The sequence below is a fragment of the Sedimentitalea nanhaiensis DSM 24252 genome (genome assembly GCF_000473225.1).
In the GTDB taxonomy this organism is placed as follows: Bacteria; Pseudomonadota; Alphaproteobacteria; order Rhodobacterales; family Rhodobacteraceae; genus Sedimentitalea; species Sedimentitalea nanhaiensis.
On the sequence record NZ_KI421509.1, the window covers coordinates 380,936 to 404,875 of the forward strand.

General features: G+C 63.2%; 24 protein-coding genes. 13 read left to right on the plus strand and 11 right to left on the minus strand.

Translation table 11 applies throughout. From position 1 onward, the window contains the following. Nucleotides 1-202: 202 nt before the first annotated feature. The 3 genes from NANH_RS0103445 to NANH_RS0103455 form a co-directional block, all read right to left on the minus strand. Nucleotides 203-715 (minus strand): bactofilin family protein, encoded by a 513-nt coding sequence (locus NANH_RS0103445; RefSeq protein WP_027260768.1) that lies wholly within the window; start codon nt 713-715, stop codon nt 203-205. Further along, nucleotides 666-2,033, minus strand: a complete 1,368-nt coding sequence (locus NANH_RS25360; protein ID WP_051372223.1) for a M23 family metallopeptidase — start codon at nt 2,031-2,033, stop codon at nt 666-668. Before NANH_RS25360 ends, NANH_RS0103445 begins: the two co-directional genes overlap by 50 nt. Before the next feature lie 811 nt (nt 2,034-2,844). Further along, entirely contained in the window at nt 2,845-3,318 is a 474-nt protein-coding gene (locus tag NANH_RS0103455; protein ID WP_027260769.1) for a YbaK/EbsC family protein, read from the minus strand. A gap of 84 nt (nt 3,319-3,402) precedes the next feature. Between NANH_RS0103455 and NANH_RS0103460 the strand changes: the two genes are divergently transcribed. Genes NANH_RS0103460 through NANH_RS0103475 form a run of 4 tightly spaced genes read left to right on the plus strand, consistent with a single transcriptional unit; the run spans nt 3,403 to nt 8,263 of the window. Further along, a complete protein-coding gene (locus NANH_RS0103460) occupies nt 3,403-6,186 on the plus strand; it encodes a [protein-PII] uridylyltransferase family protein (RefSeq protein WP_027260770.1) in 2,784 nt (927 codons plus the stop codon). Further along, nucleotides 6,183-6,455, plus strand: a complete 273-nt coding sequence (locus tag NANH_RS0103465; protein WP_027260771.1) for a hypothetical protein — start codon at nt 6,183-6,185, stop codon at nt 6,453-6,455. Before NANH_RS0103460 ends, NANH_RS0103465 begins: the two co-directional genes overlap by 4 nt. 60 nt (nt 6,456-6,515) lie before the next feature. After that, nucleotides 6,516-7,715, plus strand: a complete 1,200-nt coding sequence (locus NANH_RS0103470; RefSeq protein ID WP_027260772.1) for an RSP_2647 family RNA methyltransferase — start codon at nt 6,516-6,518, stop codon at nt 7,713-7,715. Beyond that, nucleotides 7,712-8,263 carry an RSP_2648 family PIN domain-containing protein gene (locus tag NANH_RS0103475; RefSeq protein WP_027260773.1) on the plus strand — a complete coding sequence of 184 codons (552 nt, stop codon included), beginning with the start codon at nt 7,712-7,714 and terminating at the stop codon, nt 8,261-8,263. The genes NANH_RS0103470 and NANH_RS0103475 overlap by 4 nt, the downstream gene beginning before the upstream one ends. Here the strand turns inward: NANH_RS0103475 and NANH_RS0103480 are convergent. The 6 genes from NANH_RS0103480 to NANH_RS0103505 form a co-directional block, all read right to left on the minus strand. Next, nucleotides 8,260-8,949, minus strand: a complete 690-nt coding sequence (locus NANH_RS0103480; RefSeq protein WP_027260774.1) for a M48 family metalloprotease — start codon at nt 8,947-8,949, stop codon at nt 8,260-8,262. The two genes, NANH_RS0103475 and NANH_RS0103480, sit on opposite strands and share 4 nt — an antisense overlap. Nucleotides 8,950-9,202: 253 nt before the next feature. Beyond that, on the minus strand, nt 9,203-10,390 hold the full coding sequence (locus NANH_RS0103485; RefSeq protein ID WP_027260775.1) for a vWA domain-containing protein: 1,188 nt from the start codon (nt 10,388-10,390) through the stop codon (nt 9,203-9,205). Between the two features lie 4 nt (nt 10,391-10,394). Further along, nucleotides 10,395-10,589, minus strand: a complete 195-nt coding sequence (locus tag NANH_RS28895) for a hypothetical protein (protein ID WP_139236343.1) — start codon at nt 10,587-10,589, stop codon at nt 10,395-10,397. Nucleotides 10,590-10,650: 61 nt separating this feature from the next. Then, nucleotides 10,651-12,024: a DUF2927 domain-containing protein gene (locus NANH_RS25365; RefSeq protein ID WP_036049354.1), complete on the minus strand. Its 1,374-nt coding sequence runs from the start codon at nt 12,022-12,024 to the stop codon at nt 10,651-10,653. Continuing rightward, nucleotides 12,021-12,476 carry a GNAT family N-acetyltransferase gene (locus NANH_RS0103500; RefSeq protein ID WP_027260776.1) on the minus strand — a complete coding sequence of 152 codons (456 nt, stop codon included), beginning with the start codon at nt 12,474-12,476 and terminating at the stop codon, nt 12,021-12,023. Before NANH_RS0103500 ends, NANH_RS25365 begins: the two co-directional genes overlap by 4 nt. A gap of 121 nt (nt 12,477-12,597) precedes the next feature. Beyond that, on the minus strand, nt 12,598-13,437 hold the full coding sequence (locus NANH_RS0103505) for an AAA family ATPase (protein WP_027260777.1): 840 nt from the start codon (nt 13,435-13,437) through the stop codon (nt 12,598-12,600). 184 nt (nt 13,438-13,621) lie between these two features. Here NANH_RS0103505 and dksA point away from each other — a divergent pair, with 184 nt between their 5' ends. Further along, the gene (gene dksA, locus NANH_RS0103510) at nt 13,622-14,044 is read left to right on the plus strand and encodes an RNA polymerase-binding protein DksA (RefSeq protein ID WP_027260778.1); all 423 of its coding nucleotides are present in this window, start codon (nt 13,622-13,624) and stop codon (nt 14,042-14,044) included. A 79-nt stretch (nt 14,045-14,123) separates the two neighbouring features. Beyond that, nucleotides 14,124-15,296, plus strand: a complete 1,173-nt coding sequence (locus NANH_RS25370; RefSeq protein WP_051372224.1) for an FAD-dependent monooxygenase — start codon at nt 14,124-14,126, stop codon at nt 15,294-15,296. A 33-nt stretch (nt 15,297-15,329) separates the two neighbouring features. Here the strand turns inward: NANH_RS25370 and xth are convergent, their stop codons facing one another. Then, nucleotides 15,330-16,109: an exodeoxyribonuclease III gene (xth, locus tag NANH_RS0103520; RefSeq protein WP_027260779.1), complete on the minus strand. Its 780-nt coding sequence runs from the start codon at nt 16,107-16,109 to the stop codon at nt 15,330-15,332. Between the two features lie 191 nt (nt 16,110-16,300). Here xth and NANH_RS0103530 point away from each other — a divergent pair, with 191 nt between their 5' ends. Beyond that, a complete protein-coding gene (locus tag NANH_RS0103530; protein ID WP_139236345.1) occupies nt 16,301-16,525 on the plus strand; it encodes a DUF6749 family protein in 225 nt (74 codons plus the stop codon). A 12-nt stretch (nt 16,526-16,537) separates the two neighbouring features. Next, on the plus strand, nt 16,538-17,614 hold the full coding sequence (locus NANH_RS0103535) for a DUF6902 family protein (protein WP_027260781.1): 1,077 nt from the start codon (nt 16,538-16,540) through the stop codon (nt 17,612-17,614). An 18-nt stretch (nt 17,615-17,632) separates the two neighbouring features. Here the strand turns inward: NANH_RS0103535 and NANH_RS0103540 are convergent, their stop codons facing one another. Further along, nucleotides 17,633-17,956: a HesB/IscA family protein gene (locus NANH_RS0103540; RefSeq protein ID WP_027260782.1), complete on the minus strand. Its 324-nt coding sequence runs from the start codon at nt 17,954-17,956 to the stop codon at nt 17,633-17,635. Nucleotides 17,957-18,038: 82 nt separating this feature from the next. On the opposite strand from NANH_RS0103540, the gene NANH_RS0103545 reads away from it, so the two are divergent. The 5 genes from NANH_RS0103545 to NANH_RS0103565 all read left to right on the plus strand — a co-directional run bounded on the left by NANH_RS0103545 (nt 18,039) and on the right by NANH_RS0103565 (nt 23,907). After that, nucleotides 18,039-19,208, plus strand: coding sequence for a deoxyguanosinetriphosphate triphosphohydrolase (locus NANH_RS0103545; protein ID WP_027260783.1), 1,170 nt, complete (start codon nt 18,039-18,041; stop codon nt 19,206-19,208). 81 nt (nt 19,209-19,289) lie between these two features. Continuing rightward, nucleotides 19,290-21,035 (plus strand): arginine--tRNA ligase, encoded by a 1,746-nt coding sequence (gene argS / locus NANH_RS0103550; RefSeq protein ID WP_027260784.1) that lies wholly within the window; start codon nt 19,290-19,292, stop codon nt 21,033-21,035. An 82-nt stretch (nt 21,036-21,117) separates the two neighbouring features. After that, nucleotides 21,118-22,110 (plus strand): SPOR domain-containing protein, encoded by a 993-nt coding sequence (locus NANH_RS0103555; RefSeq protein WP_036049357.1) that lies wholly within the window; start codon nt 21,118-21,120, stop codon nt 22,108-22,110. Continuing rightward, nucleotides 22,107-23,111: a beta-N-acetylhexosaminidase gene (gene nagZ, locus NANH_RS0103560; RefSeq protein ID WP_027260786.1), complete on the plus strand. Its 1,005-nt coding sequence runs from the start codon at nt 22,107-22,109 to the stop codon at nt 23,109-23,111. Before NANH_RS0103555 ends, nagZ begins: the two co-directional genes overlap by 4 nt. Then, nucleotides 23,104-23,907 carry a segregation and condensation protein A gene (locus tag NANH_RS0103565; RefSeq protein WP_027260787.1) on the plus strand — a complete coding sequence of 268 codons (804 nt, stop codon included), beginning with the start codon at nt 23,104-23,106 and terminating at the stop codon, nt 23,905-23,907. The genes nagZ and NANH_RS0103565 overlap by 8 nt, the downstream gene beginning before the upstream one ends. Nucleotides 23,908-23,940: the final 33 nt, after the last annotated feature.

Consider the following 23,940-nt stretch of genomic DNA (forward strand, 5'->3'; position numbering starts at 1 on the left):
AAGTCGGTTCAAAGTTCACCGGGTACACGACCGGACCCAACGTGAATGGGTATCGCGGGTGAAAAACCATGCCGGTTGGCATTGTCCGACCGGCCTGTTTTGCCCCTGGATGCGATCATCGAGGATTGACTGGGGGCCAAACGCGGAAACAGGCACCGCCCTGCTCGTGGGAGACGCCTGTTTCTCTTGTGGTCTGCTCGACTTAACTTGGTACGTCGGCCTTTGTGGCAGCAGGGTTGGCACCCGGTGCCTTGCCCGGCCGTCCGGGATTAAGCGGGTCATCCTGACGCTGAACCGAACCTTCGAAATGGGCACCGCTTTCGATCGCGATGGTCTTGTGAATGATGTCGCCTTCCACGCGCGCGGTCGATGTCAGGCGGACTTTCAAACCACGCACGCGACCAACGATTCGGCCATTGATCACCACGTCATCGGCAACCACTTCGCCCTTGATGGTAGCGGTTTCGCCGATGGTCAGAAGATGCGCACGGATGTCGCCGTCAATCGTACCTTCGACCTGGATGTCGCCGCTGGTCTTGATGTTGCCGGTGATATGCAGGTCCGCCGACAGGGTAGATGCGGGCGGCTTTGGCTTTGCTGCGCTGGGTTTGAACTCGTTGGGCGAAGCCGAGGCCGGCGCACTGCTGGGCGCAGCCGGTCTGGTGTCATCGGTCGCTTTCGACCCGGGCTCGTTGATTTTGCTTTTCGAAAACATTGCTTGCAGCCTTGATGTAGATCATGGGGTTAACAGGTGTTCCATTGACCCGGACTTCGTAGTGAAGATGGGTACCGGTCGACCGTCCGGTGCTACCCATATCAGCTATGTGATCCCCGCGCGAGACCCTTTGGCCCTTCTTCACCAGAATGCGAGAGGTATGGGCATACTGCGTCTTGATGCCGAAATCGTGCTGGATTGTCACCAGTTTGCCAAAGCCGGATTGCCAGCCCGCATGGGTGACCACACCATCCGCCGTGGCAAAGATGTCCGTCCCCGAAGGCCCGGCAAAATCCGATCCGTTGTGCATTCTCCGACCGCCTGTCTTGGGATCGCGACGATGGCCGAAACCGCTGGTATAACGCACAGCGTCTCGCACCGGGCTGGCAAACGGAGCACGCTCGGCGGCAATACGGTAAAGATTCAAAAGATCCATCTGGTTCAGGATCTTGTTGGCGCGAATCTCATCGACGGTGGGGTCGTCCTCGCCACGGGTGGTAAACGACAACGGGGTCAGAGGGCCACCTTGACCGCTATAGTTGCGCCGCAGCTGATCGATGATCTTGTCTGTTGGCATACCGGCACTGCGGAACATCTTGTCCAGCGGCACCACTGAAATGGTCATGGCCTCTTCAAGCTGCTGGAAAACCTGATTGTTCTTTTCCTGCATCAATTTGATGTCATGTTCCAGCTTTTCTGCTGTCAGCAGGGCGGCTTGGGCGTCGGCCAGAATCTGATCGCGTTCGCGCGCTGTATCGGCCAGGGCACCGGCCAGGAAGGCGACCGGGATTTGCGAATCCGTGTCCGGGGATGTGGGATCGCCATCGGCGGTTTGGGCTTCCAGATTGGCCAAGGCATCCTGTGCCGCCTTGCGGTCCTGCATCGTGCTGCGCAGCGTCGCCTGAATTACGTCAATACCGGTTTCCAGCTCGCGCCGATGGGTTTCCGATTGCAGCAGCTCGGATTGCATGACCGAGATTTGCTGAAGTGCGGCATTGAACCGGTTTTGCGCCGCCAGGGCTTCTTCGGCGCGGGCGTCGCGTTCAAGAGACAGAGCATTCAAGCGTTGTTGATATGTGATCTGGTCACGCTTTGCCTGCTCGCGGAAGTTGCCAGAGCCGATGCTGTCCATCAGCAAGACTGCGGTGGCGATGATCGCCCAGGCAATGACGGCCGCTGCGCCGGCATAGGTCAGCAGTTGGGTTGCGGGGCGCAGACGTATAAAACGTGTATCTGTGTCGGATTTCAGAAACAGCCGCCGTTCAGGAAAAAAATGCTCCAGAACCGCGTGTGTCTTGATCGCAAGACGTGATCTCACAGGCCCATCCCTCGCTGTTCCCCCAAGCGGTGCCGAATGGCTTGGCAAACGCACCTTGCGGGTGGATAGACAGCGCCCGCTTCAAGAGCAAGACAGTTGCGAAGGCAAGCTGTCGCATCGGGACGTTTCGCCGCAAAGTGGCGAAAATCTGCCGATAAACCGAGGCTTATGTATCGCGGGTGGCGAAATCCTGCTTGACCGCAGCATGGTCGGGCTCCGGCTTGGGCGGCCCATGCGGTGGGTTGGCTGTCCTGGCGCATCGCTCTCGAGTCGCCCTCGCCGCAGAAAATGCCCCAACGCGACATGGCAGGCGGCACCGGACAAGCTGGCGCAAAAATGTAATCCCGCGCCCTTCTGGACCAAATTTGTGGACGGGTTCCGCCAGAGTTTCGGTCAAAAATCGTGTCAGCGGTCACGCGCGCGTGGCCATATCGACGTGTCAGGAGTCCGGCTGTTGCGGCTAGTCGCGCCGAATGTCAGCAAACGCGGCACCAAACCATATTGGCGCATGAGCCAATGTATGGGGCGCCTGCGCTCGGGACAAGTCACGCGATGGCATGTGCGTCAGTGGGCACCTGAGTATTCCATCGAGATGGACGCGAGGGTCGGCGGGTTCGTGCAATTGCATATGCCGGCCTTATCGCCACCGTTTCCAATGATGTAATATGACCGAGAGCGCCCGGAAGGGTACTCGGCATCGCAAGAACCTTATCGCCAAAGTCTTGTCGAAAAGCCGTTGCCGGGACGAAGTCTTACGGGTTTCAGGCCGGTCGTCGGCCCTTTTCAGGTTTCATGGATATCACTCCAACCGCTACGGCTGGATCGAGAAATCGGCTACTTGCGCGTCTGAAATCTGCTGTAGAATCGCGGGTTCTACAGAAAAGACGTGGTGCGGCGTGCCGGCAGCGGCCCAGATGACCGGAAAATCCAGCAAGCGTGGATCCAGAAACGCACGGATCGGATTCAAATGACCCACGGGCGAAACGCCGCCAATGGCAAACCCGGTTTGGGTCCGCACCAAACCGGCATCGGCCTTGCCGAGCGGCTCGCCAGCAAGATGCGCGGCCTTGACTGCGTCCACCCGGCTGCCCCCGGCGGTCAGGAACAGGATGGCTCTGGTGCTGGTCTCGCCGCGAAAGATGATGGACTTGGCGATCTGGTCCACATTGCAGGACACTGCGGCCGCTGCATCGGCGGCGGTACGCGCGAGGGCGGTTTCACGGATCTGCGGTTCGATTCCGGCGGCCTGCAGGGCGGCGCGGACACGGTTCAGGCTTTTGCTCATAATGTACAGCCTTGCGCGGAATGTCGGTCTGTTTCAAGTCGATGCTGCATTGACCATTGCCGCTGTCGGCGACAGTCTGCGCCCATGTCTTTGATCCATGCCATCACCCGCTTGCCTCGCCCGTTCGACCCGGACCTGGGCGCGGAAACCTGCGCCGCTGTTCCCGAGGCCGATGGCGATTTGGCGCTTTTGCTTGCCGGGGCCGGGGGATCCAGCCCGTTTTTGAAGGGGTTGGTCGAAAAGGAAGCGGCATGGCTCTTGGCTGCGTTGGACGATCCGGATGGGTGCATCCAGGCCTGTTTCTCCGAAATCGAAGAACTCGCGCCGGATCGGCTGAAATCCGGTCTGCGGCAGGCCAAGCGGCGGGTTGCACTGATCACGGCGCTGGCGGATCTGGCAGGGGCCTGGCCGCTGGAGCGGGTAACGGGTGTTCTGACCGATTTTGGCGGCCTGGCCTGTGACGTCGTGATCAGGGCCGAGATCGCCAACCTGATCCGGCGCAACAAGCTGCCAGGGCAGACCCCGGACGACGTGGCGACGGCGGGTGGGCTGTTTGTGTTGGCGATGGGCAAGATGGGCGCACACGAGCTGAATTATTCTTCGGATATCGACCTGATCTGTCTGTTTGATGAAACCCGGTTTGATCCGGGCGATTTCTATGAAGCCCGACAGGGCATGGTGCGGGCCACGCGCAACATGTGCAGCATCCTGAGCGACCGCACAGCCGAAGGTTACGTCTTTCGCACCGATCTTCGGCTGCGACCCGATCCTGTGGTTACCCCGGTCTGCATGGCGACCGAGGCGGCGGAGCGGTATTATGAGAGCCTGGGGCGGACATGGGAGAGGGCGGCGTATATCAAGGCGCGTCCCTGCGCGGGAGATTTGCAGGCCGGAGAGAGGTTCCTGAAGACGCTGACGCCGTTCGTCTGGCGCCGTCACCTGGATTTCGCCGCGATTCAGGACGCTCATGATATGCGGTTGCGCATCCGCGAGAACAAGGGGTTGGGCGGCGCATTGTCGGTGCCGGGGCATGACATGAAATTGGGTCGTGGGGGTATCAGAGAAATCGAATTTTTCACCCAGACGCGACAGCTGATCGCCGGCGGGCGCGATACCGGGTTGCGCCAGCGTGAAACCGTTGCGGGGCTGGCGGCGCTTGCGGGCAAGGGCTGGGTGCCGGAAGACGTGTCCGATCGGTTGAGCGACCATTACCGGGCGCATCGTGAGGTTGAACACCGCATCCAGATGGTGAACGACGCACAGACCCACCGGATGCCGCAATCGCCCGAGGGGATCGAGCGCATTGCCTGTTTGATGGGGGCGGATGCGAAGGGTCTGATTGCGGACCTGGAGCGCCGGCTGACCGAAGTGCATGAATTGACCGAGGGGTTCTTTGCGCCTGACCCGCCGCCATCGGCGGTCGCAGAACCGGCCAGCTTCGATGCCAGCATCCTTGCGCGTTGGCCCACCTATCCGGCTTTGCGTTCACAGCGCGCCCGGCAGATATTCGATCGCCTGCGCCCGGAACTTCTGAGCCGCTTGGCGCGGACCGCCAAACCCGACGAGGCCCTGATGGCGCTGGACGGGTTTCTGGCCGGATTGCCCGCCGGTGTGCAGCTGTTTTCGCTGTTTGAGGCCAATACCCAGTTGATCGATCTGCTGGTGGACATCGTCGGCACGTCATCCGCATTGGCCGGCCACCTGTCACGCAATGCCGGAGTGTTCGACGCGGTGATCGGCGGCGACTTTTTTGCCGACTGGCCCGGCTGCACAGCGCTAAGACGCGAGCTGACCGGGATTCTTGAGGCAGAGCCGGACTATGAACGCCAATTGGATGCCGCACGTCGTTGGACAAAGGAATGGCACTTCCGCATCGGTGTGCATCATCTGCGGGGGCTGATCGACGGTCCGACCAGTGGCGCGCAATATGCCGATCTGGCCGAGGCGGTGATCGCCGCGATTTGCCCGGTCGTCGTGGCGCAGTTTGCCGCCAAACATGGCGATCCGCCTGGGCGCGGGGCGGCGGTTCTTGGCATGGGGTCGCTTGGCGCGGGGCGGCTGAACGCGGTGTCCGATCTGGATGTGATCGTGATCTACGACCCGCTCGATGTAGAAAGCTCGGATGGGAGGCGTCCGCTGGCCTCGCGGTTGTATTACGCGCGCATGACACAGGCCCTGATCACCGCGTTGACCGCGCCGATGGCACAGGGACGCCTTTACGAGGTGGACATGCGCCTGCGTCCTTCGGGCACGCAGGGGCCGGTCGCGACCAGTTGGGCCAGCTTCCGGAATTACCAGCAGAACGATGCCTGGGCCTGGGAGCATCTGGCCCTGACCCGCGCCCGCGTGGTCGCGGGCGATGCCGGTCTGGCAGCTGACATCGAAACGTTCCGTCAGTCGGTGCTGGCCGCGCCGCGCGTGCGCGAGCAGATCCTGCAAGAGGTCAGCGAGATGCGCGCGCGGATCGCCGCCGCCAAATCGCCCGCCGGAGTATGGGACGCCAAGACCGGACCCGGTCGAATGATGGACATCGAACTGATCGCCCAGACTGGAGCGCTCTTGTCGGGCTCGGCGGCCCGAGACGTGCAGGGCGGGCTGGCCGGGGCGGTTGATTGCGGGTGGCTTTCAGATGCAGATGCTACGGATCTGGGCGCGTGCTTTGATCTTTTCTGGTCGGTGCAAACGGCGGTTCGACTGTTGTCCGAAAAGGCGGTAGATGTGCGTGACATGGGCGACGGCGCGGCGGCATTCCTGTGCCGGACGACCGGATATGACAGCCTGAAGGACCTGCAGAACGCGTTGGAAGGCCACTATGAACAGGCGACAGCACTGATTGCCGGTGCATTGAAACAGGGAGAGGACGGATGAAGGGGGATGCGCTGATCGATCCCAAGGGCTTGATTCACGAGGCCTATCGGATCGATGGAATCACCGCCTCGGAATGCCGATCGATCTTTCTGGACTGGGCGCTCAGCCTGCCGGAAGGGCAAGAGACCGGCAAGGCATTGCGGGTTCTGCTGGAGCGCTATGGCGAACCGAAACCCGACCACCCGATGACCACGGTAATGCGCGACGGATTGGCATCGGTGGCGACGCCGCAGCGCAGGGGCGGTTGGCGGGCACGGCCCCGGAACTGAGCGCACGCACCACTGCCATATGCCCTTTCGCCCCCCCGATGATCCCGGTATGAGGGCGAAATGACACATCCCTCTGATCCCCCCCGAGTCCGCCTGAAACCCAAAAGCGATGCCCGCGGTCTGCGGCACGGATTTCCCTGGGTCTATGCATCGGATCTGGTGACCGACCGGCGCACCAGGGCGCTGTTGCCAGGCACACTGGCAGTGCTCGAAGACGAGACCCGGGCGCCGCTGGGGCTGGTCGCCGTCAATCCAGGATCGAAAATCATCTGCCGGATGCTGGACCAGGACCCGGCGACGACGGTAGATCAGGCCTGGTTCGCGCAGCGCATCGCCCGCGCACAGGAGCTGCGCGCGCGGCTTTTCCCGGACCCCTATTATCGGCTGATCCATGCCGAGGCCGATGGTTTGCCCGGCGTCGTGATCGACCGGTTCGGCGACACCTGTGTGGTGCAGCCGAATGCGGCCTGGGCCGAAGCCTGTTTGCCGGATCTGACCGCGGCGTTGATTGCTGTCACCGGGGTTTCGCATGTGCTTAAAAATGCCGGTGGACGGACGCGGGCATTGGAGGGGCTGGACGATGTGTCCGGTATTCTGAATGGGGCCGCTCCGACCGCTCCGCTTGCGGTGCCCATGAACGGTGCAACCTATTTGGCCGATCTGACGGGCGGGCAGAAGACCGGCTTGTTTTACGATCAACGGCCCAACCACGCCTTTGTCGCGCGACTGTCGGAGGGCGCGCGGGTTTTGGATGTGTTCTCGCATGTCGGGGGCTTTGCTCTGGCCGCTCTGGCCGGGGGGGCGGCTTCGGCGCTGGCGGTGGATGGATCGGCCCCGGCTTTGGCATTGGCTGAACAGGGCGCTCAGGCCAGTGGAGCAGCGGATCGCTTTGCCACACGGCAGGGAGACGCGTTTGCGGTGCTGGGGGCATTGCGTGAAGAAGGCGCGGTATTTGACGTTGTGATCTGCGATCCGCCGGCCTTTGCACCGGCCAAACCTGCGCTGGACGCGGGGCTGCGGGCCTATGAGCGTGTGGCCCGGCTGGCGGCACCGCTGGTGGCACCGGGCGGGTATCTGGGCCTGTGCTCGTGTTCGCATGCCGCCGATCTGGCGCGGTTTCGGGCGGCCTGCAATCGGGGCATTGGCCGGGCTGGCCGGTCGGCGCAATTGCTGCACACCGGGTTTGCCGGGGCAGATCATCCGCAATTGCCGCAGCTGGCCGAAAGCGGCTATCTCAAAGCGCTGTTCTACCGGTTGTGAAAATCGTCATCGATACCTGCGTGTTGTACCCGACGGTGATGCGCGAAATGGTGCTGGGCGCGGCGCGGGCGCGGCATTTCACGCCGCTGTGGTCGGCGCGCATTCTTGAAGAATGGGCCCGCGCCGCGATCAAGCTGGGAGTCGATGGGGAAGCCCAGGCGCGGGCGGAAATCGCGCTGTTGCGTGCCGAATGGCCGCAAGCCGAGCAGCCTGCCGCACCCGGTATCGAGGCCCGGCTGTGGCTGCCGGACGCTGGCGATCTGCATGTCCTGGCGGTGGCGGTCGGCAGTTCGGCGGATGCGATCATGACCTTGAATGCCAAAGACTTTCCGCGCCAGATCCTGACCGAGGAGGGGTTGGAACGGGTCGATCCCGATGGGTTTCTGCATCGGCTTTGGCAAGCGGACCCGGACGGGATTTCCCAGGTCGCCGAACGGGTTCTGGCCGAGGCCAGCCGCCTGTCTGGGAAACAATGGCAGATGCGTCCGTTGCTGAAAAAGGCGCGCCTGCCACGGTTGGCCAAGGCCTTGATCGCCTCTCCCCTTTAGTCGCTTGTTTTCCAACGGGATTCCAGCTGTTCCAAGGCCGCGATCCGCTGGGCGGTATCCGGGTGGCTGAGCAACCATGCGGGGGCCATTCCGGCGCGTTTCTCGGTCAAACTATCCAGTTTGTGAAACAGGGATTTCTGCGGCCCGACACCAATCCCGGCCTTGGTCAGCAGGGCGGCGGCATAGGCGTCCGCTTCGTATTCGTCCGAGCGCGACAGCTTGCTGGCCAACACCGAGGTGAGCATGTTGGCGATCCAGACCCCGACGAACGGAACGAACCGACCAAGAACCATGATCAAGGCGGTGCGCAGGGCGTTCTGGCCGGAAAAGTCGATCATCCGACGGCGTGCGTGGCCCAGGGCGACATGGCCCAGTTCATGGGCGATGACGCTTGCCATTTCTTCGCCTGTGACCTCGCCATTGCGGAATTTCCTGTAAAATCCACGGGTTATGAAAATGCGCCCGTCCGGTGCCGCGAGGCCGTTCACCGGGTCGATTTCGTAGATATAGACCGGAATCCGCGCCAGATCGAGCGAAGCGGCGAGCCGGTCGGTCAACTGCTTGAGCGCGGGATCCGCCAGTTCGGTCGACTTTGCGTCCAGCTCCTTGCCGGTGCGCCAGACCGAAAAGCGGTACATGGCCAACGCATAGAGGATTGCCAGCAAGATGGGCGTGAACTTGAGCATGGCGTAGATATGGGGGTGAAGGGACGCCGGGTCAATGCGCAACGGGCTCCGCGGATTTTGCGCCGGATCGGCGTTAACCTCCTTGTTTTGCTGGCGATGACGGGTATGGCACCCGTACATAGGCGACGTGGGTATGGGCCGGGATCCGCAGGTTAACGGCGCGCGCGGTGGGGGTTACTGACAGGGTGTTAACGCGGCCCTGGCGGTTCGGGGCAAAGCTGAACCGGTGCGTCAGGCTGGCTCCCTAGACGGGTCAGCGGGTCAGTTGCTTCATGCCGCGGCTGAGTCCGGCGAGGGTCATCGGGACCATGGCTTCGGGGCCAAAGATCTCTTGAATCATCTGGATCGAATGGGTGTAGCCCCAGTATTGTTCCGGCACCGGATTGATCCACAGGTTGCTGGACCATTGTTCGCGGGCGCGCTCCAGCCAGACGCTGCCGGCCTCGGGATTCCAATGTTCATTGGCGCCGCCGGGATAGGCGATTTCATATGGCGACATGCTGGCGTCGCCGACGAAGATGCATTTGTAGTCCGGCCCGTAGGTGCGCAGCACGTCGTGGGTGGGGATCTGTGCATCCCAGCGGCGGCGGTTGTCACGCCACACGCCTTCGTAAAGGCAGTTGTGGAAATAGTAATGTTCCAGATGCTTGAATTCGCTGCGGGCGGCGGAAAACAGTTCTTCGACCACTTTGACATGGGGGTCCATGCTGCCACCGATGTCCAGAAACAACACGACCTTGACGGCATTGTGCCGCTCGGGGCGGGTTTTCACATCCAGATAGCCATGTTCGGCCGTGGCGCGGATGGTGCCGTCGAGATCCAGCTCCTCGGCCGCGCCTTCGCGGGCCCAGTGACGCAGACGTTTCAGCGCCACCTTGATGTTGCGCGTGCCCAGTTCGACGGTGTCATCGAGGTTCTTGAACTCGCGCTTGTCCCAGACTTTGACCGCGCGCTGGTGGCGGCTTTCCTTCTGACCGATACGCACGCCTTCGGGGTTATAGCCGTAGGCACCAAACGGGCTGGTGCCGGCGGTGCCGATCCATTTGTTGCCGCCCTGATGGCGCCCCTGCTGATCCTTGAGCCGCTCTTGCAGGGTCTCCATCAGCTTGTCAAAGCCGCCAAGCGCCTCGATTTCGGCCTTTTCCGCATCCGAGAGATGTTTTTCGGCCATCTTGCGCAGCCAGTCGCCGGGAATGTCCACGGCTTCGATCACCTGCTGAAAGCTGATCGCCTCCAGCCCCTTGAAGCTGGTGGCAAAGGCGCGGTCGAACTTGTCGATGTTGCGTTCGTCTTTGACCATCGACGCCCGCGCGAGATAGTAGAACGCCTCGACATCATAGGTGGCCAGCCCGGCTTTCATGCCCTCAAGGAAGGTCAGATATTCGCGCAGGCTGACCGGCACGCCGGATTTGCGCAGGTTTTCGAAGAAGGGCACAAACACCGGATTACCCCGCCAGTTTGTCGATCAGAACCGTCACCAGCATGGCCACGACGCCAAAGGCCATGCCCGCCGCCGCCGCATGCTGGGCCAGATCGGCGGGGGTGCCGCCGCGTTTTCTGGCGATCAGGGCGCCGATGATGGCCCCCAATATGATACCCGCGATCACGATCATGGCTGTGTACCCGTCTGCTGAGGTCATGGGCGCAGAAGCGCCGGGAAGACCTGATCTGTTTCTGGCCGGGAAAGCCGGTGGCCCGCCCCTAGCCCTTGTGTGCGGCCCGTGGATTCAATGCGGCGATTTCCTGCATCTTTGCCCGCACGGCCCAATCTGTGCCAAAGCCGTATCTTGCCCATCCCAGACTGTCCAGCCTGACGGTACGCGCCGCCTCGGGTTGGCCGGTCTGGTCCAGCGCTTCGGCTTTGAGCAGCATCAGCGTGGCGAGCAGGGCGGCGTTTTCCGACCGTTCGGCGACGTCCAGATAGGGGTCGATCTGTCGCAGGGCCGCGGCCCCGTCGCCAAGGGCAATCGCATAGGCGGCGGTCTGGGTGGCGATATAGGCCTGGTGCAGTTGGGTGCCTGGTGTGCGGCGCAGATAGCCAAGGGCGTCATTGTAATACCGTTGCGCCAGGGCGGGATCGTTCACCTGGGTCATCCGGCCCAGCATATAGTAGCCAAAGGCGCGGCGATGGTCCTGCCAGCCCAGGTTTTGCGCGGTGGCTGCGGCCGCACTGGCGGCGTTGCGGCGTTTGGTCGGGTCGGTGCCCGGCCCAAGCGCGGTCTGCACCGCGTCGATCCAGTTGCGCGGCGTGGACGAGACCGCCCGCACCGGGCGGCGGTCGCCGCGCGGATTGAGCCGCGACAGGATGTCGGGCAACTCGGTCGCGACCTCGGATTTTGACATGCCGCTGTAGAGTTCCGGCGCATAGGTGACGCGCAGGATCAACATGTCGAACCCGGTCAGCACCGTATGCACATTATCGTCGTTGAACACCGAATCCGGCAGCCGGTACAGGTCGTTGAGCGGGCCGATGGCCTGGGCAAGCTCCTCGTGCAGGCAATCGCGGATTTCCTGTGGGCTGGAATCGTAGGGCAGAAAGATCGACAGCTGGTGGCGGGTTGTCAGCAGCGACCAGTTGGTGGCCGGGCCGCGCCGTTTGCGGCGATAATCGCTGAGGCTGGTGACGTTGGGGACCACGAAACAGGCGGCCTGGGGCAGGGCGCGGCGAATCTCGGCCCGGCTGACCGCCTGAATGGTGATATTGGCGTTGGCGTTGCTGCTGGCGGTCTGCTGGATCTCGATCCCGGCTTCGCGTTGCAGCCGGCCCAGCAGATGTTGCAGGTCGGGTTGCAGGCTGGAGGGGACCTGACCGGTGACGCGCACAAGGATCGGGGTTTCGAACCGGGTAAAGACCGGCAGGCTGCGCCCGCTTTCCAGGGCAAAATGCAGATCCAGGAAATCGGCGGCGATATTGGCGTTGGATTGCGCCGGGGCGCTGGGATGGGCGCGCGCGAAGCCTTTCATCGGGGGCAGGCTGGAGGTTGCGATCTGTGCCCGGCTCGGAGTATCGGGCGGCGGCGCGGTGGTGCAGCCAGCCAGAAACAGGATGAGGAAGAACAGGGCAGGACGGATCATGGGCGCTGGTACTTGATGAACGGGGTCAGGGTGGCGATACGGTCATACAACCTGCGCGCAGTTTCGTTAAAATCCTGTGTCAGCCAATAGACCGACGGTGCGCCATGGGCATCGGCGGCGTCATACACCCCCTGGATCAGGGCGCGTCCGACGCCGGTGCCTCGGGTCTCCGGGCGGGCGTAGAGGTCTTGCAGATAGCAGACCTCTTCTATTTTCCAGCCGTGGCGATGGAACAGATAGTGGGTCAGCCCGACCAGGCGGCCGTCCTGTTCGGCCACCAATGCATTGAAGTCGCGCGGGTCATCCCCCAGCAGACGGGCAAAGCTGCTGTCATAGACTTCGGGCGGTGCGGAGGACCCGTAGAAGGCCAGATAGTCGGTCCACAGCTCTGCCCATTGCGGGCGATCCTCGGCGCGCAGGGCGCGGATGGTGCAAGTCGGTGTATCAGCCATGTCGTCACGCTGTCAGACCGGGGCGCGTGGCTCAAGGCAAAATTGTGTTGAATCGCAATAGAATAGGTGTTTCGCAACCGGGGGTTGTGAATGTCCCCCGGTCGTTTCGGTGCCCGGCCCGTCAGCGCTGGCTGCGAGCCATGAAGGCGAGGCGTTCGAACAGGTGCACATCCTGTTCGTTCTTAAGCAATGCGCCGTGCAGTCTGGGCAGGGCATTGGCCCCGTCGCGTTTCAGATCCTCGGCGGTCAGATCTTCGGCCAGCAGCAGTTTCAGCCAGTCCAGAACTTCGGAGGTCGAGGGTTTCTTTTTCAGCCCGGCCTGGTCGCGCAGCTCGTAAAACTGGGTCAGCGCGGTGGTCAGCAGCGCCTCTTTGATGCCGGGGTGATGCACCTCGACGATCTTGCGCATGGTCGCCTCATCGGGAAAGCGGATATAATGGAAGAAACAGCGGCGCAGGAAGGCGTCGGGCAATTCCTTTTCGTTGTTGGAGGTGATGATGACGATCGGGCGCTGGCGGGCGCGGATGGTTTCGCCGGTTTCGTAGACGAAGAACTCCATCTTATCGAGTTCCTGCAACAGGTCGTTGGGGAATTCGATGTCGGCCTTGTCGATCTCGTCGATCAGCAGCACGACCTTTTGATCGGCCTCAAAAGCCTGCCACAGCTTGCCTTTGCGGATGTAATTGGCGACGTCATGCACTTTTTCCTCGCCCAGCTGGCTGTCGCGCAGGCGCGACACGGCGTCGTACTCATACAGGCCCTGCTGGGCGCGGGTGGTGGATTTGACGTTCCACTCGATCATCCGCAGATTGAGCGATTGCGCCACCTGCCGCGCCAGTTCGGTCTTGCCGGTGCCGGGCTCGCCCTTGACCAGCAGCGGACGTTCCAAAGTTACCGCAGCGTTAACTGCGATGGTCAGGTCGTCGGTCGCGACATATTCTTCGGTGCCCTGAAATTTCATGTTTTTACAACCCTTTGCTGATAGGCCCGATCGGGCAAACGCTCGGCCGCGGTTTTAGCCCGGACAAGGCAGGATTGTGTAGTGACAATCTGAAATGTCTCGGATAAATGCAGCGGCAGTGAGGAGCCAGATGTCTAAGGAAGCAGATTTGTCAGAGGGCATTGGCCAATCCGAGGGAGTAAACATGAAACAGGACGTTTTCCTACCGGACGACTATCGTCCGGCTGAAGATGAACCGTTTATGAACGACAAGCACCTTGAGTATTTCCGGCGCAAGCTGCTCAATTGGAAACATGAACTGCAGGCAGGCAGCCGCGACACGATCGAAGGGCTGCAGGACGGAACGCGCAACATTCCCGATGTGACGGATCGCGCCAGCGAAGAGACCGACCGCGCGCTGGAACTGCGGACGCGGGACCGGCAGCGCAAGCTGGTGTCCAAGATCGACAGCGCCTTGCGTCGCATCGAGGAAGGCGAATACGGGTATTGTGAAGTGACCGGAGAGCCGATTTCGCTCAAGCGGCTGGATGCGCGTCCGATCGCCACCATGAGCCTGGAGGCGCAGGAACGCCATGAGCGCCGCGAAAAAGTACATCGCGACGACTGAGGTGTTGGTGATGAACCGCTGAACCGGACGCCGTGGCATCTGCTGCGGCGTTTTTTGTTTCCGCGAGGAGGAGGGCAGGGTGGACGTTCAGGTTGAGGTGATCGGAGCCGGAATCGGCGGGGTGGCCGCAGCCATCGCGCTGGCACGGCGCGGGGCGCGGGTGCGGGTTCTGGAACGGGCCGAGGCCTTGGGAGAAGTCGGTGCCGGGTTGCAGATCAGCGCCAATGGCATGGCCGTCCTGCGGGCCCTGGGCGTGGTAACGGGCGTGCCCGATGGCGCGGTCCGCTCGGGCGGCACCGAAATCCGCGATTTTGCCACCGGGCGCGAGGTGATGCGCATGCCCCCCCCCGCGGCCGGGCCGACCTGGTATTTTCATCGCGCCGATCTGCTTGCGGCGCTGGTGGCGCGCGCGCGGGCGCTGGGGGTGGGGTTCGATCTGGGCCGGGCGGTATGCGCCTATGGGGGAGACGAGGCGGGCTGTCATCTGACCCTGAGCGACGGCAGCCAGCGGCAGTCGGCGCTGGTGGTGGCGGCGGATGGCGGACAGAGCGCGGCGCGGCAGCTGGTGGACGGCCCGCGCCAGGCACGGTTTTCGCGTCAGGTCGCGTGGCGCGCGGTGGTGCCCGGCGGCCAGGCCGGGCAGACCCATGCGGTGTTGACCATGGGGCCGGGGCGGCATGTGGTCAGTTATCCGCTGCGGGGCGGGGCGTTGATGAATATCGTTGCGGTGGAAGAGCGGGACGACTGGACCGCCGAGGGCTGGCGTCAGGAGGGCGATCCTGTGCAGCTGCGCGCGCGGTTCGCGGAATTTGGCGGCGCGGTCGGTGAGCTGTTGCAGCAGATCGAGGCGGCGCATCTGTGGGCGTTGTATCTGCATCCGGTGGCGCGGACATGGTGCCGGGGAGGTTTGGCGCTGTTGGGCGATGCGGCGCATCCGACCCTGCCGTTCATGGCGCAGGGGGCCTGTCTGGCGCTGGAGGATGCCTGGGTTCTGGCCGACTGTCTGGCGGCGGACGGTGCGGAGGGGCTGCGGCGGTATCAGCAGATCCGCCGTCCGCGTGCGCAGGCCGTGGTGGCGGCGGCGGCGGCCAATGCGCGCAGGTTTCATCTGCGCGGGCCGCTGCGCTGGGGCGCGCAGGCGGCGCTGCGGCTGGCGGGGGCACGATTGGCACCGGACTATGCATGGATCTATGGCCATGACGTCACCGCATATGGCGGCGATTGTCAGGCGGAGCGCGCTGCGCGCGCATGACATGCTCGGTCTGGCGCCTGTGGCGACGCTGCGTCAGAGATCGAGGTCGATCCAGACAGGCACGTGATCCGAGGGTTTTTCATGGCCGCGAACATGTTTGTCTATCTGGCAATCCTGCAGCAGGTCGGCCGCCTGTGGGGTCAGCAGGAAGTGGTCGATGCGGATGCCGTCATTCTTGTTCCAGGCTCCGGCCTGATAGTCCCAGAAGGAATAATGGCCCGGACCCCGGGTGCGGGCGCGGAAGGCTTCGGTAAAGCCGAGGTTCAGGATGCGCTGATAGGCGGCACGGCTTTGCGGGCGGAACAGGGCGTCCTCGCGCCAGGCCTCCGGGCGTTTGGCGTCTTCCGGCTGGGGAATGATATTGTAGTCGCCCGCCATCAGGGCCGGTTGTTCCTGAGTCAGCAGATCGGCGGCACGGGCGTGCAGGCGGTCCATCCAGGCCAGTTTGTAGTCGTATTTCGGCCCGGGCACCGGGTTGCCGTTGGGCAGGTACAACCCGCACAGGCGCAGGGCCTGTTTGCCGATCACGGTGGCCTCGATCCAGCGGGCCTGATCGTCGTCGGCGTCGCCGGGCAGGCCGCGGGTGACGTCTTCGAGCGGCAGTTTTGACAGGATGGCGACGCCGTTAAAGGATTTCTGACCGTGGGTTTCCACGTTATAGCCGCGATCCTCGAACAGCTCGCGCGGGAAGTTGCCGTCGATCGACTTGATTTCCTGCAACAGCACGACGTCGGGCCGGGCCTCGTCCAGCCATGCCGGCAGGGCCTGGGCGCGGGCCTTGATTCCGTTGATGTTGAACGTGGCGATTTTCATGTCAGGTCCCTGGCTGCCGCATTGGGTCCGATCTATCGCCGATGCCGGGGCGCAGGGCAAGGTGATGCGTGGATCGTGCGTCGATGATGCGTAAAAGGGAAAATGCAACTTTAAATTGTAGATACATGTTTCAATTCTCGTCAAAATGCGGAAACTGGGTAACATATCGTTTGATCAACAAGGATGGGATCATGTCCAACACTAACACGGCCAACCCAGGTTTCGCTGTATCGGTTCAGGCCAGCGTGTTCGACGGCGAGGGCACCGCGCTGTTCTCTTCGGGTTCGGCCCCGGACTATCGCAGCGATGCGGTATTGGGGCAGGCGAGCGGGTTGTTTTCGTCAGGGTCGGTGGCATCTGACACACCGCAGAATCACGGGCGGGGCCCGGCGCGTTTGACGGCGGCGCGTGGGTAGGCTGACCGGCCGATGTCCAATGTCATTCCCTTGCAGCGAACTGTATCGCGTCCGGTTCCAGGCGCTGCGCGGGCGGCGTTGATAGAGGGGTTCGCGCGGTTTCGGCGGCTGCCCGAGGATGTGTTCTGGCTGAAGGAGAATGCCGAACTGCTGGGCATTCTCGGCTGTACCGGGGGGGCGCTGGGGGATGCCGCGCTGGATCCGCATCGGGCGTTTTATGCGCAAGCGGAGCGGTGGTTGGAGTTTTTCCCACAATATTACCGCTTTGTCCTGTCGATCTGCACCGATCTGGAAGCGCTGGGGATGGCCGGGACCAAGGCTGGGGCGCTGGCGGATCGGGTATTGCGCATGGGGCTGGTCGCGGGCGAGTTGTCCGATCTGCAACGGCTGGAAGCACGACGACTGATGGCGCGGCACGGGATCGATCCCTTGCCCGGCGACACCGGGCTGGAGCATCGCGTGCACCGGTTCATCGCAGCGTCGCGCGGCTTTGCGATACCCAACCCCAGGGCCGCATACGAGCTGACCCATGTGGTGTTTTATCTCAGCGATTATGGCCGCCGCGATCCGCATCTGCCTGCCGGAGCGGCGGTGTCGTTGGAGTATGCCGGGCTGTTGGCCTATCTGGATCAGAACGTCGACCTTCTGGCGGAGATCTGTATCGCCATGCGCCATGCGAAATTGACGCCTTCGCCGATCTGGGAAGGCTGGGTGCAGAGCGAGTTGCACCGGTTTGACATCCGTTGTGACGGCACGGACGGGGTTGCGGACGAGTATCATCCCTATCTGGTCTGCAACTGGCTGTTGGCGCTGACAGGGCACCCGGCTTTCACGGCGCGGATCGAAAGCGGACCGGTCCGCTTTCACCGCGCGCGGCCTCATGTCGGGCCTCTGCGGGACATGTCGGTGTGCATGTTCCAGATGCAGGGGGCGCGCAGCGATGATTGGCACCGGATGCGGCCCCGTGTGGAACAGGCGTTGACGGAAATCGGGCAGGATATTCTGGCCGAAGCCTGTCGCAGCACCGACCGGTTCGAAGAGTTTTTTGCCGGGTTTGCGCGGGCTGCGTCCGGGGCTGGGGCGGTTTAGGCGCCGCGCACCGGGGTCTCACATAGAGAACGACGTGCCGCAGCCGCAGGAAGAGCTGGCGTTGGGGTTTTCGACGATGAACCGCGCGCCGATCAGCTCGTCGGCGAAATCGATCACGGCATTGCCAAGGAACGGCAGCGAAACGGCATCGACCACCACCTTTTGGCCCTGACCTTCGAGCACCAGATCGTCGTCCGCCGGTGTGTCGAGCGCGATTTCATACTGAAACCCGGAACAACCGCCGCCTTCGACGGCCACGCGCAGGGCCTGACCCTGATCGGCGGCACCGATTTCAGCCAGCCGGGTAAAGGCGCGGTCGGTGACTTTGGGGGGCAATTGCATCGTCGGGTACTCCGGGGCGGTTTTCTTATGCTTCATCCTAGCATATAGAAACGCCAATGACAGGCGACAAGGACAACAGGCAATGCGCGCGCCCTATGCCTCGGATCCGGCCGCCAGCAAGGGACGGCTGGTGGCGGAAGAGGAGAGCAGTTTTCGCTCGTGCTTTCAGCGCGACCGGGACCGGATCATACATGCCAGCGCCTTTCGGCGGCTGAAACACAAGACCCAGGTGTTCGTCGAGCACGAGGGCGATTATTATCGCACCCGGCTGACCCATTCGATCGAGGTGGCGCAGGTGGCACGCACGATTTCGGGCACGCTGGGGCTGAACCAGGAGCTGACCGAGGCGGTGGCGCTGGCGCATGATCTGGGTCACACGCCGTTTGGACACACCGGCGAGGACGCGTTGCATGCGCTGATGGCGCCCTATGGCGGTTTTGATCACAATGCCCAGGCGATCCGCATTGTCACCAATCTGGAGCGTCATTATGCCGATTTCGACGGTCTGAACCTGACCTGGGAAACGCTGGAAGGGATCGCCAAGCACAATGGGCCGGTGCCGCATCCGGTTCCCTGGGCGCTGGCCGGGTACAATGCGGGCAACAATCTGGAGCTGGATACCTATGCCAGTGGCGAGGCGCAGGTGGCGGCGATCGCCGACGATGTGGCCTATAACCACCACGATCTGCACGACGGGTTGCGGGCCGAGCTGTTTTCCACCGACGAGCTGGCCGAACTGCCCATCCTGCGCGACAATTTTGCCGAGGTGGACCGGATCTATCCCGGTCTGAATTATTACCGCCGTCGGCACGAGGCATTGCGGCGGTTCTTTGGCGTTCTGGTCGAGGATGTCATTACCGTGGCGCGGGCCAATCTCACGGCGCTGAATCCGCAGAGGGTCGAGGATATCCGGATGGCGGGTCGTGCAATGGTACAGTTTTCGCGCCCGGTCTTTTCCGATCTCAAGGTAATCCGGGGGTTTCTGTTTGAACGCATGTACCGCGCACCCAGCGTGATTGAGATGCGCGCAGAAGTGACCGATGTGGTGACCGATCTGTTCCCGTATTTCATGACCCATCCGGACCAGCTGCCGAAACAATGGCGCAAGGATGTCGAGCAGGTGCAGGACGAAACCGGCTTGGCGCGGATCGTATCGGATTATATCGCGGGCATGACAGATCGTTTTGCATTGCAGGAACATATCCGGCTGATCGCGGCGGGATCCGCGCAAACGCCCCCGGATTTTGTCTGACGCTGCGCGGGCTGTTGGCCGCCATCAGTTGACCGCGCCCGCGCGCGTGATAAACCGCGCCAAAGACTGAAGGATGCCAAGATGAACCTGTTCGCCGATATCCGCACGCTGGTGCTGGAAAGCCTCACGACGATGGTGGCCGAAGGCGCGCTGCCTGGCGGGTTGGATTTTGCCAATGTCACGGTCGAGCCGCCGCGCGATGCGGCCCATGGCGACATGGCGACCAATGCCGCGATGGTGCTGGCCAAGCCTGCCGGCATGAAGCCGCGCGATATTGCCGAGGCCCTGGCCGGCCGTCTGGCGCAGGATCCGCGCTTGACCAGCGCCGAGGTTGCCGGGCCGGGATTCCTGAACCTGCGGCTGGCCCCGTCGCTGTGGCAGGGCGTGGTTGGGCAGGTGCTGCAAGCGGGCACCGACTTCGGCCGTTCGGAGATGGGGCGGGGGCGCCGCGTCAACGTCGAATATGTCAGCGCCAATCCCACAGGGCCGTTGCATGTCGGCCACACCCGCGGCGCGGTTTTTGGCGATGCGCTGGCCAGCCTGCTGGATTTTGCCGGGCATGACGTGACACGCGAATATTACATCAACGACGGCGGCGCGCAGGTCGATGTGCTGGCCCGGTCGGTCTACTTGCGCTATCTCGAAGCTCTGGGGCGCGAGGTGGCGTTCGAGGACGGCACCTATCCCGGCGACTATCTGATCCCGGTGGGCGAGGCGGTGGCGCGCGACAAGGGCGATGCCTGGGTCGATCAGCCCGAAAGCGTCTGGCTGGAAGAGCTGCGCGATCTGTCGACCGACGCGATGATGGGGTTGATCCGCGAGGATCTGGCCGCGCTTGGGGTCAAGATGGATGTGTTTTTCAGTGAAAAGTCCCTGTATGGCACCGGGCTGATCGAGGCCGCGATCGAGGATCTGCGCGGCAAGGATCTGATCTATCGCGGGGTGCTTGAGCCGCCCAAGGGCAAGACGCCCGAAGATTGGGAGCCGCGCGAGCAGACCCTGTTCCGCAGCACAGCCCATGGCGACGATGTGGACCGTCCGATTATGAAAAGCGACGGCGGATGGACCTATTTCGCACCGGATATCGCCTATCATTTCAATAAGGTTTCCAGGGGGTTCGACGCTCTTATCGATGTATTTGGCGCGGATCATGGCGGGTACGTCAAGCGCATGAAGGCGGCGGTGTCGGCGCTGTCGGATGGCCGGGTGCCTCTGGATATCAAGCTGACGCAGCTGGTGCGGCTGTTCAAGAATGGCGCGCCCTTCAAGATGTCCAAACGGGCGGGCAATTTTGTCACTCTGCGCGATGTGGTGGATCGGGTTGGCCCGGACGTGACCCGGTTCGTCATGCTGACCCGCAAGAACGATGCGCCGCTGGATTTCGATTTTGACAAGGTGCTGGAGCAGAGCCGCGAGAACCCGGTGTTCTATGTGCAATACGCCCATGCGCGGGTGATGAGCGTGTTGCGCCGCGCCGCCGAGGCGGGGATCGTGGCCGATGAAGCAACTCTGGCCGGAGCCGATCTGGAGCTGCTGGATCACGAGGCGGAGCTGGCTGTGGCGAAAAAGCTGGCGGAATGGCCGCGCCTGGTCGAAACTGCAGCGCGTAGCAACGAGCCGCATCGGGTGGCGTTTTACCTGTACGAGCTGGCCGGCGATTTCCACGCACTGTGGAACCGGGGCAACGATGTGCCGGCACTGCGCTTTATCCAGGAGGGCGAGGTGGCCGCGAGTCAGGCAAAAATGGCACTGGCCCGCGCCGTTTCCGTTGTCATTTCCGCAGGTCTTGGTATTCTTGGCGTCACACCGGCGCAGGAGATGCGGTAAAAAATCGCCCGAACCGCCGGACCGAGGCAGTCAAGAGAACCCGACGCGCACTGTTTTTGCGCATACGGGCAGTGAGGCGGACATGGCAGATGCAGGCTCCACGCAGGACGTGGACACACGGGATATTTACGCACGCGAAGACGGCGCGCCCCTGGGCACGGCGCTGAATGTGCTGGGGGCGCTGGCGTCGCTGGCGCTGATCGCCGGAATCGGGGTGTGGGGCTACAAGTTGATGATGCGCGATGTCAGCGGCGTGCCAGTGGTGCGCGCGCTCGAGGGGCCGATGCGCGAACAACCGGCAGACCCGGGCGGGCGTGAGGCCGATCATCAAGGGCTGGCGGTCAATGCGGTTGCGGCACAGGGCATCGCCGAAGCGCCCGCCGACCGGCTGACCCTTGCGCCGCGTCCGGTGGATCTGTCTGATGAAGATCAGCCGATGCAGAGCGCAAGGAAGGTGGCCGCCAGCCCGGTACAGCCCAAGCCGCAGGCCCCTGGCCCGAAGCAGGCGGTGGACAGTATCAAAACCGGCTCCGTGCAATCGATGGTCGATCAGCTGCTTGCCGAGGTCATGCCGCCGAATGCGCCGGGCGAGGCCGAGGTCATTCAGGCTGCGGCCCGTATCGTTCAGCCCGCGCCGCTGGGGGCTGGCCAGACAGCGGCGCGCACCGGGACCGAAATGACCACGATTACCCGCGCGGTTGTCAAGGGGCCGGGACCGGCCCGGTCGTTGCGGCCCAGGGTGCGTCCGGTTCGGGCGATGCAGCCAGCGGTGGCAACGCCGGTCGCCAGTGCGGCCCCCGAAGTCGATGCCGAAAGCCTGCCGTCAGGCACCCGCATGGCCCAGCTGGGCGCCTATGAAAGCGCCGATGTCGCCCGGCAGGAATGGGATCGTCTGTCAGGCCGGTTCGGTGATTACCTCGAAGGCAAATCGCGCGTCATTCAGATGGCCAGCAGCGGTGGGCGCACCTTTTACCGCCTGCGCGCCCTGGGCTTTGAAGACCTGAGCGACGCGCGCCGGTTCTGTTCGGTTCTGGTGGCGGAAAAGGCCGATTGTATCCCGGTGACCACACGGTGAGCTTTGGCGCCACCATTCTGGACGCCGAGGGATTGCGCCTGACACCCGATGAGGCGGCACTTTTTCGCGATGTGGATCCGTTCGGATTCATCCTGTTTGCCCGCAATCTGGACACGCCGGATCAGATCCGCGCCCTGTGCGGGGACCTGCGCGAGGCGGTGGGGCGCGAGGCCCCGATTACCATTGATCAGGAAGGCGGCCGGGTGCAACGCCTGCGGCCGCCGCTGGCGCGCGATTGGCTGCCACCGCTTGAGCATGTCGCGCAGGCAGGCGCGGATGCGGAGCAGGCGATGTATCTGCGCTATCGGCTGATCGCGCACGAGCTGCGCACGCTGGGGATCGACAGCAATTGTGCGCCGATGGTGGATGTGGCGGGGACCGAAACCCATCCGTTCCTGAAAAACCGCTGTTACGGAACCGATCCGGACCGGGTGGCCGTGTTGGGCCGCGCCGTAGCGCAAGGGATGCTGGACGGCGGTGTGCTGCCGGTTGTCAAACATATTCCGGGCCATGGGCGGGCCACGGCGGACAGCCATTTCGACCTGCCGCATGTTGCGAGCGATATCACCACGCTGGACACCGGCGATTTTGCCCCGTTCCGGGCGCTGAACGATCTGCCCATGGGGATGACGGCGCATCTGGTCTATGATGCGATCGACCCCGACCCGGCGACGGTCTCGGCCACGATGATGCGGCTGATCCGCGAGCGGATCGGGTTTGGCGGGCTGATCATGACCGATGATATCTCGATGAAGGCGTTGACGGGGTCGCTGGGCGATCTGTCGCGCGCCGCCCTTGCGGCGGGCTGTGACGTGATCCTGCATTGCAACGGCACCCTGGCCGAACGGGCCGAGGTGGCCGGGGCCGCCGGGGTGATGACACCGGCGGCGCAGGTCCGGGCCGAGGCGGCACTGGCGGCGCGTCGCGCGCCCGATGATCTTGACATTTCTGCCTGTGAAGCCGACCTTTCCCGCCTGATGGGCGGGACGGTAGATGGCTGACAACCTTTTTCAGGAAGACAGCATGTCGGTGGCCGAACGCATGGCCGCCGAGGCGCTGATCGTCGATGTGGACGGGTTCGAGGGACCGTTGGACGTTCTGCTGACCCTGTCGCGCACCCAAAAGGTCGATCTGCGCAAGATCTCGGTGCTGCAACTCGCCAAGCAATACCTCAGCTTTGTCGACAAGGCCAAGACCCTGCGCATCGAGCTGGCCGCCGATTATCTGGTGATGGCGGCGTGGCTGGCGTTTCTGAAATCGCGTCTGCTGTTGCCGCCGGACCCGACCGAAGAAGGACCATCGGGCGAGGAACTGGCCGCGCATCTGGCGTTTCAGCTGGAACGGCTGCAGGCGATGCGCGATGCCGCCGCGCGATTGATGGCGCGCGACCGGCTGGGGCGCGATTTCTTTGCCCGCGGCCAGGCCGAGGATATCGCCCGCATTCGCACGGTGACCTATACCGCGACCCTGCTGGATCTGATGCAGGGCTATGCCCGCATCCGCACCCGTGACGATTTCCGCCCCTTTGTGATGGACCGGGATTCGGTGTTTACCATGGAGCAGGCGCTGGAACGGATGCGCCCGATGATCGGGTTCGCGGGCAACTGGACCGACCTGACCAGCTATATGCCCGAGGGATGGACTGCGGACCCGGTTCGGCGGCGTTCGGCCACGGCGGCGACGTTTGCGGCCTCGTTGGAACTGGTGAAAGAAGGCCATCTGGAGATCCGCCAGTCCGAGATATTCGCGCCGATCCAGCTGCGCAAGAAAGACAGGAAACGTGAGCCAAGAGACTGAAACCGACGCCGACAGCCTGTTTGACGCGCCGCC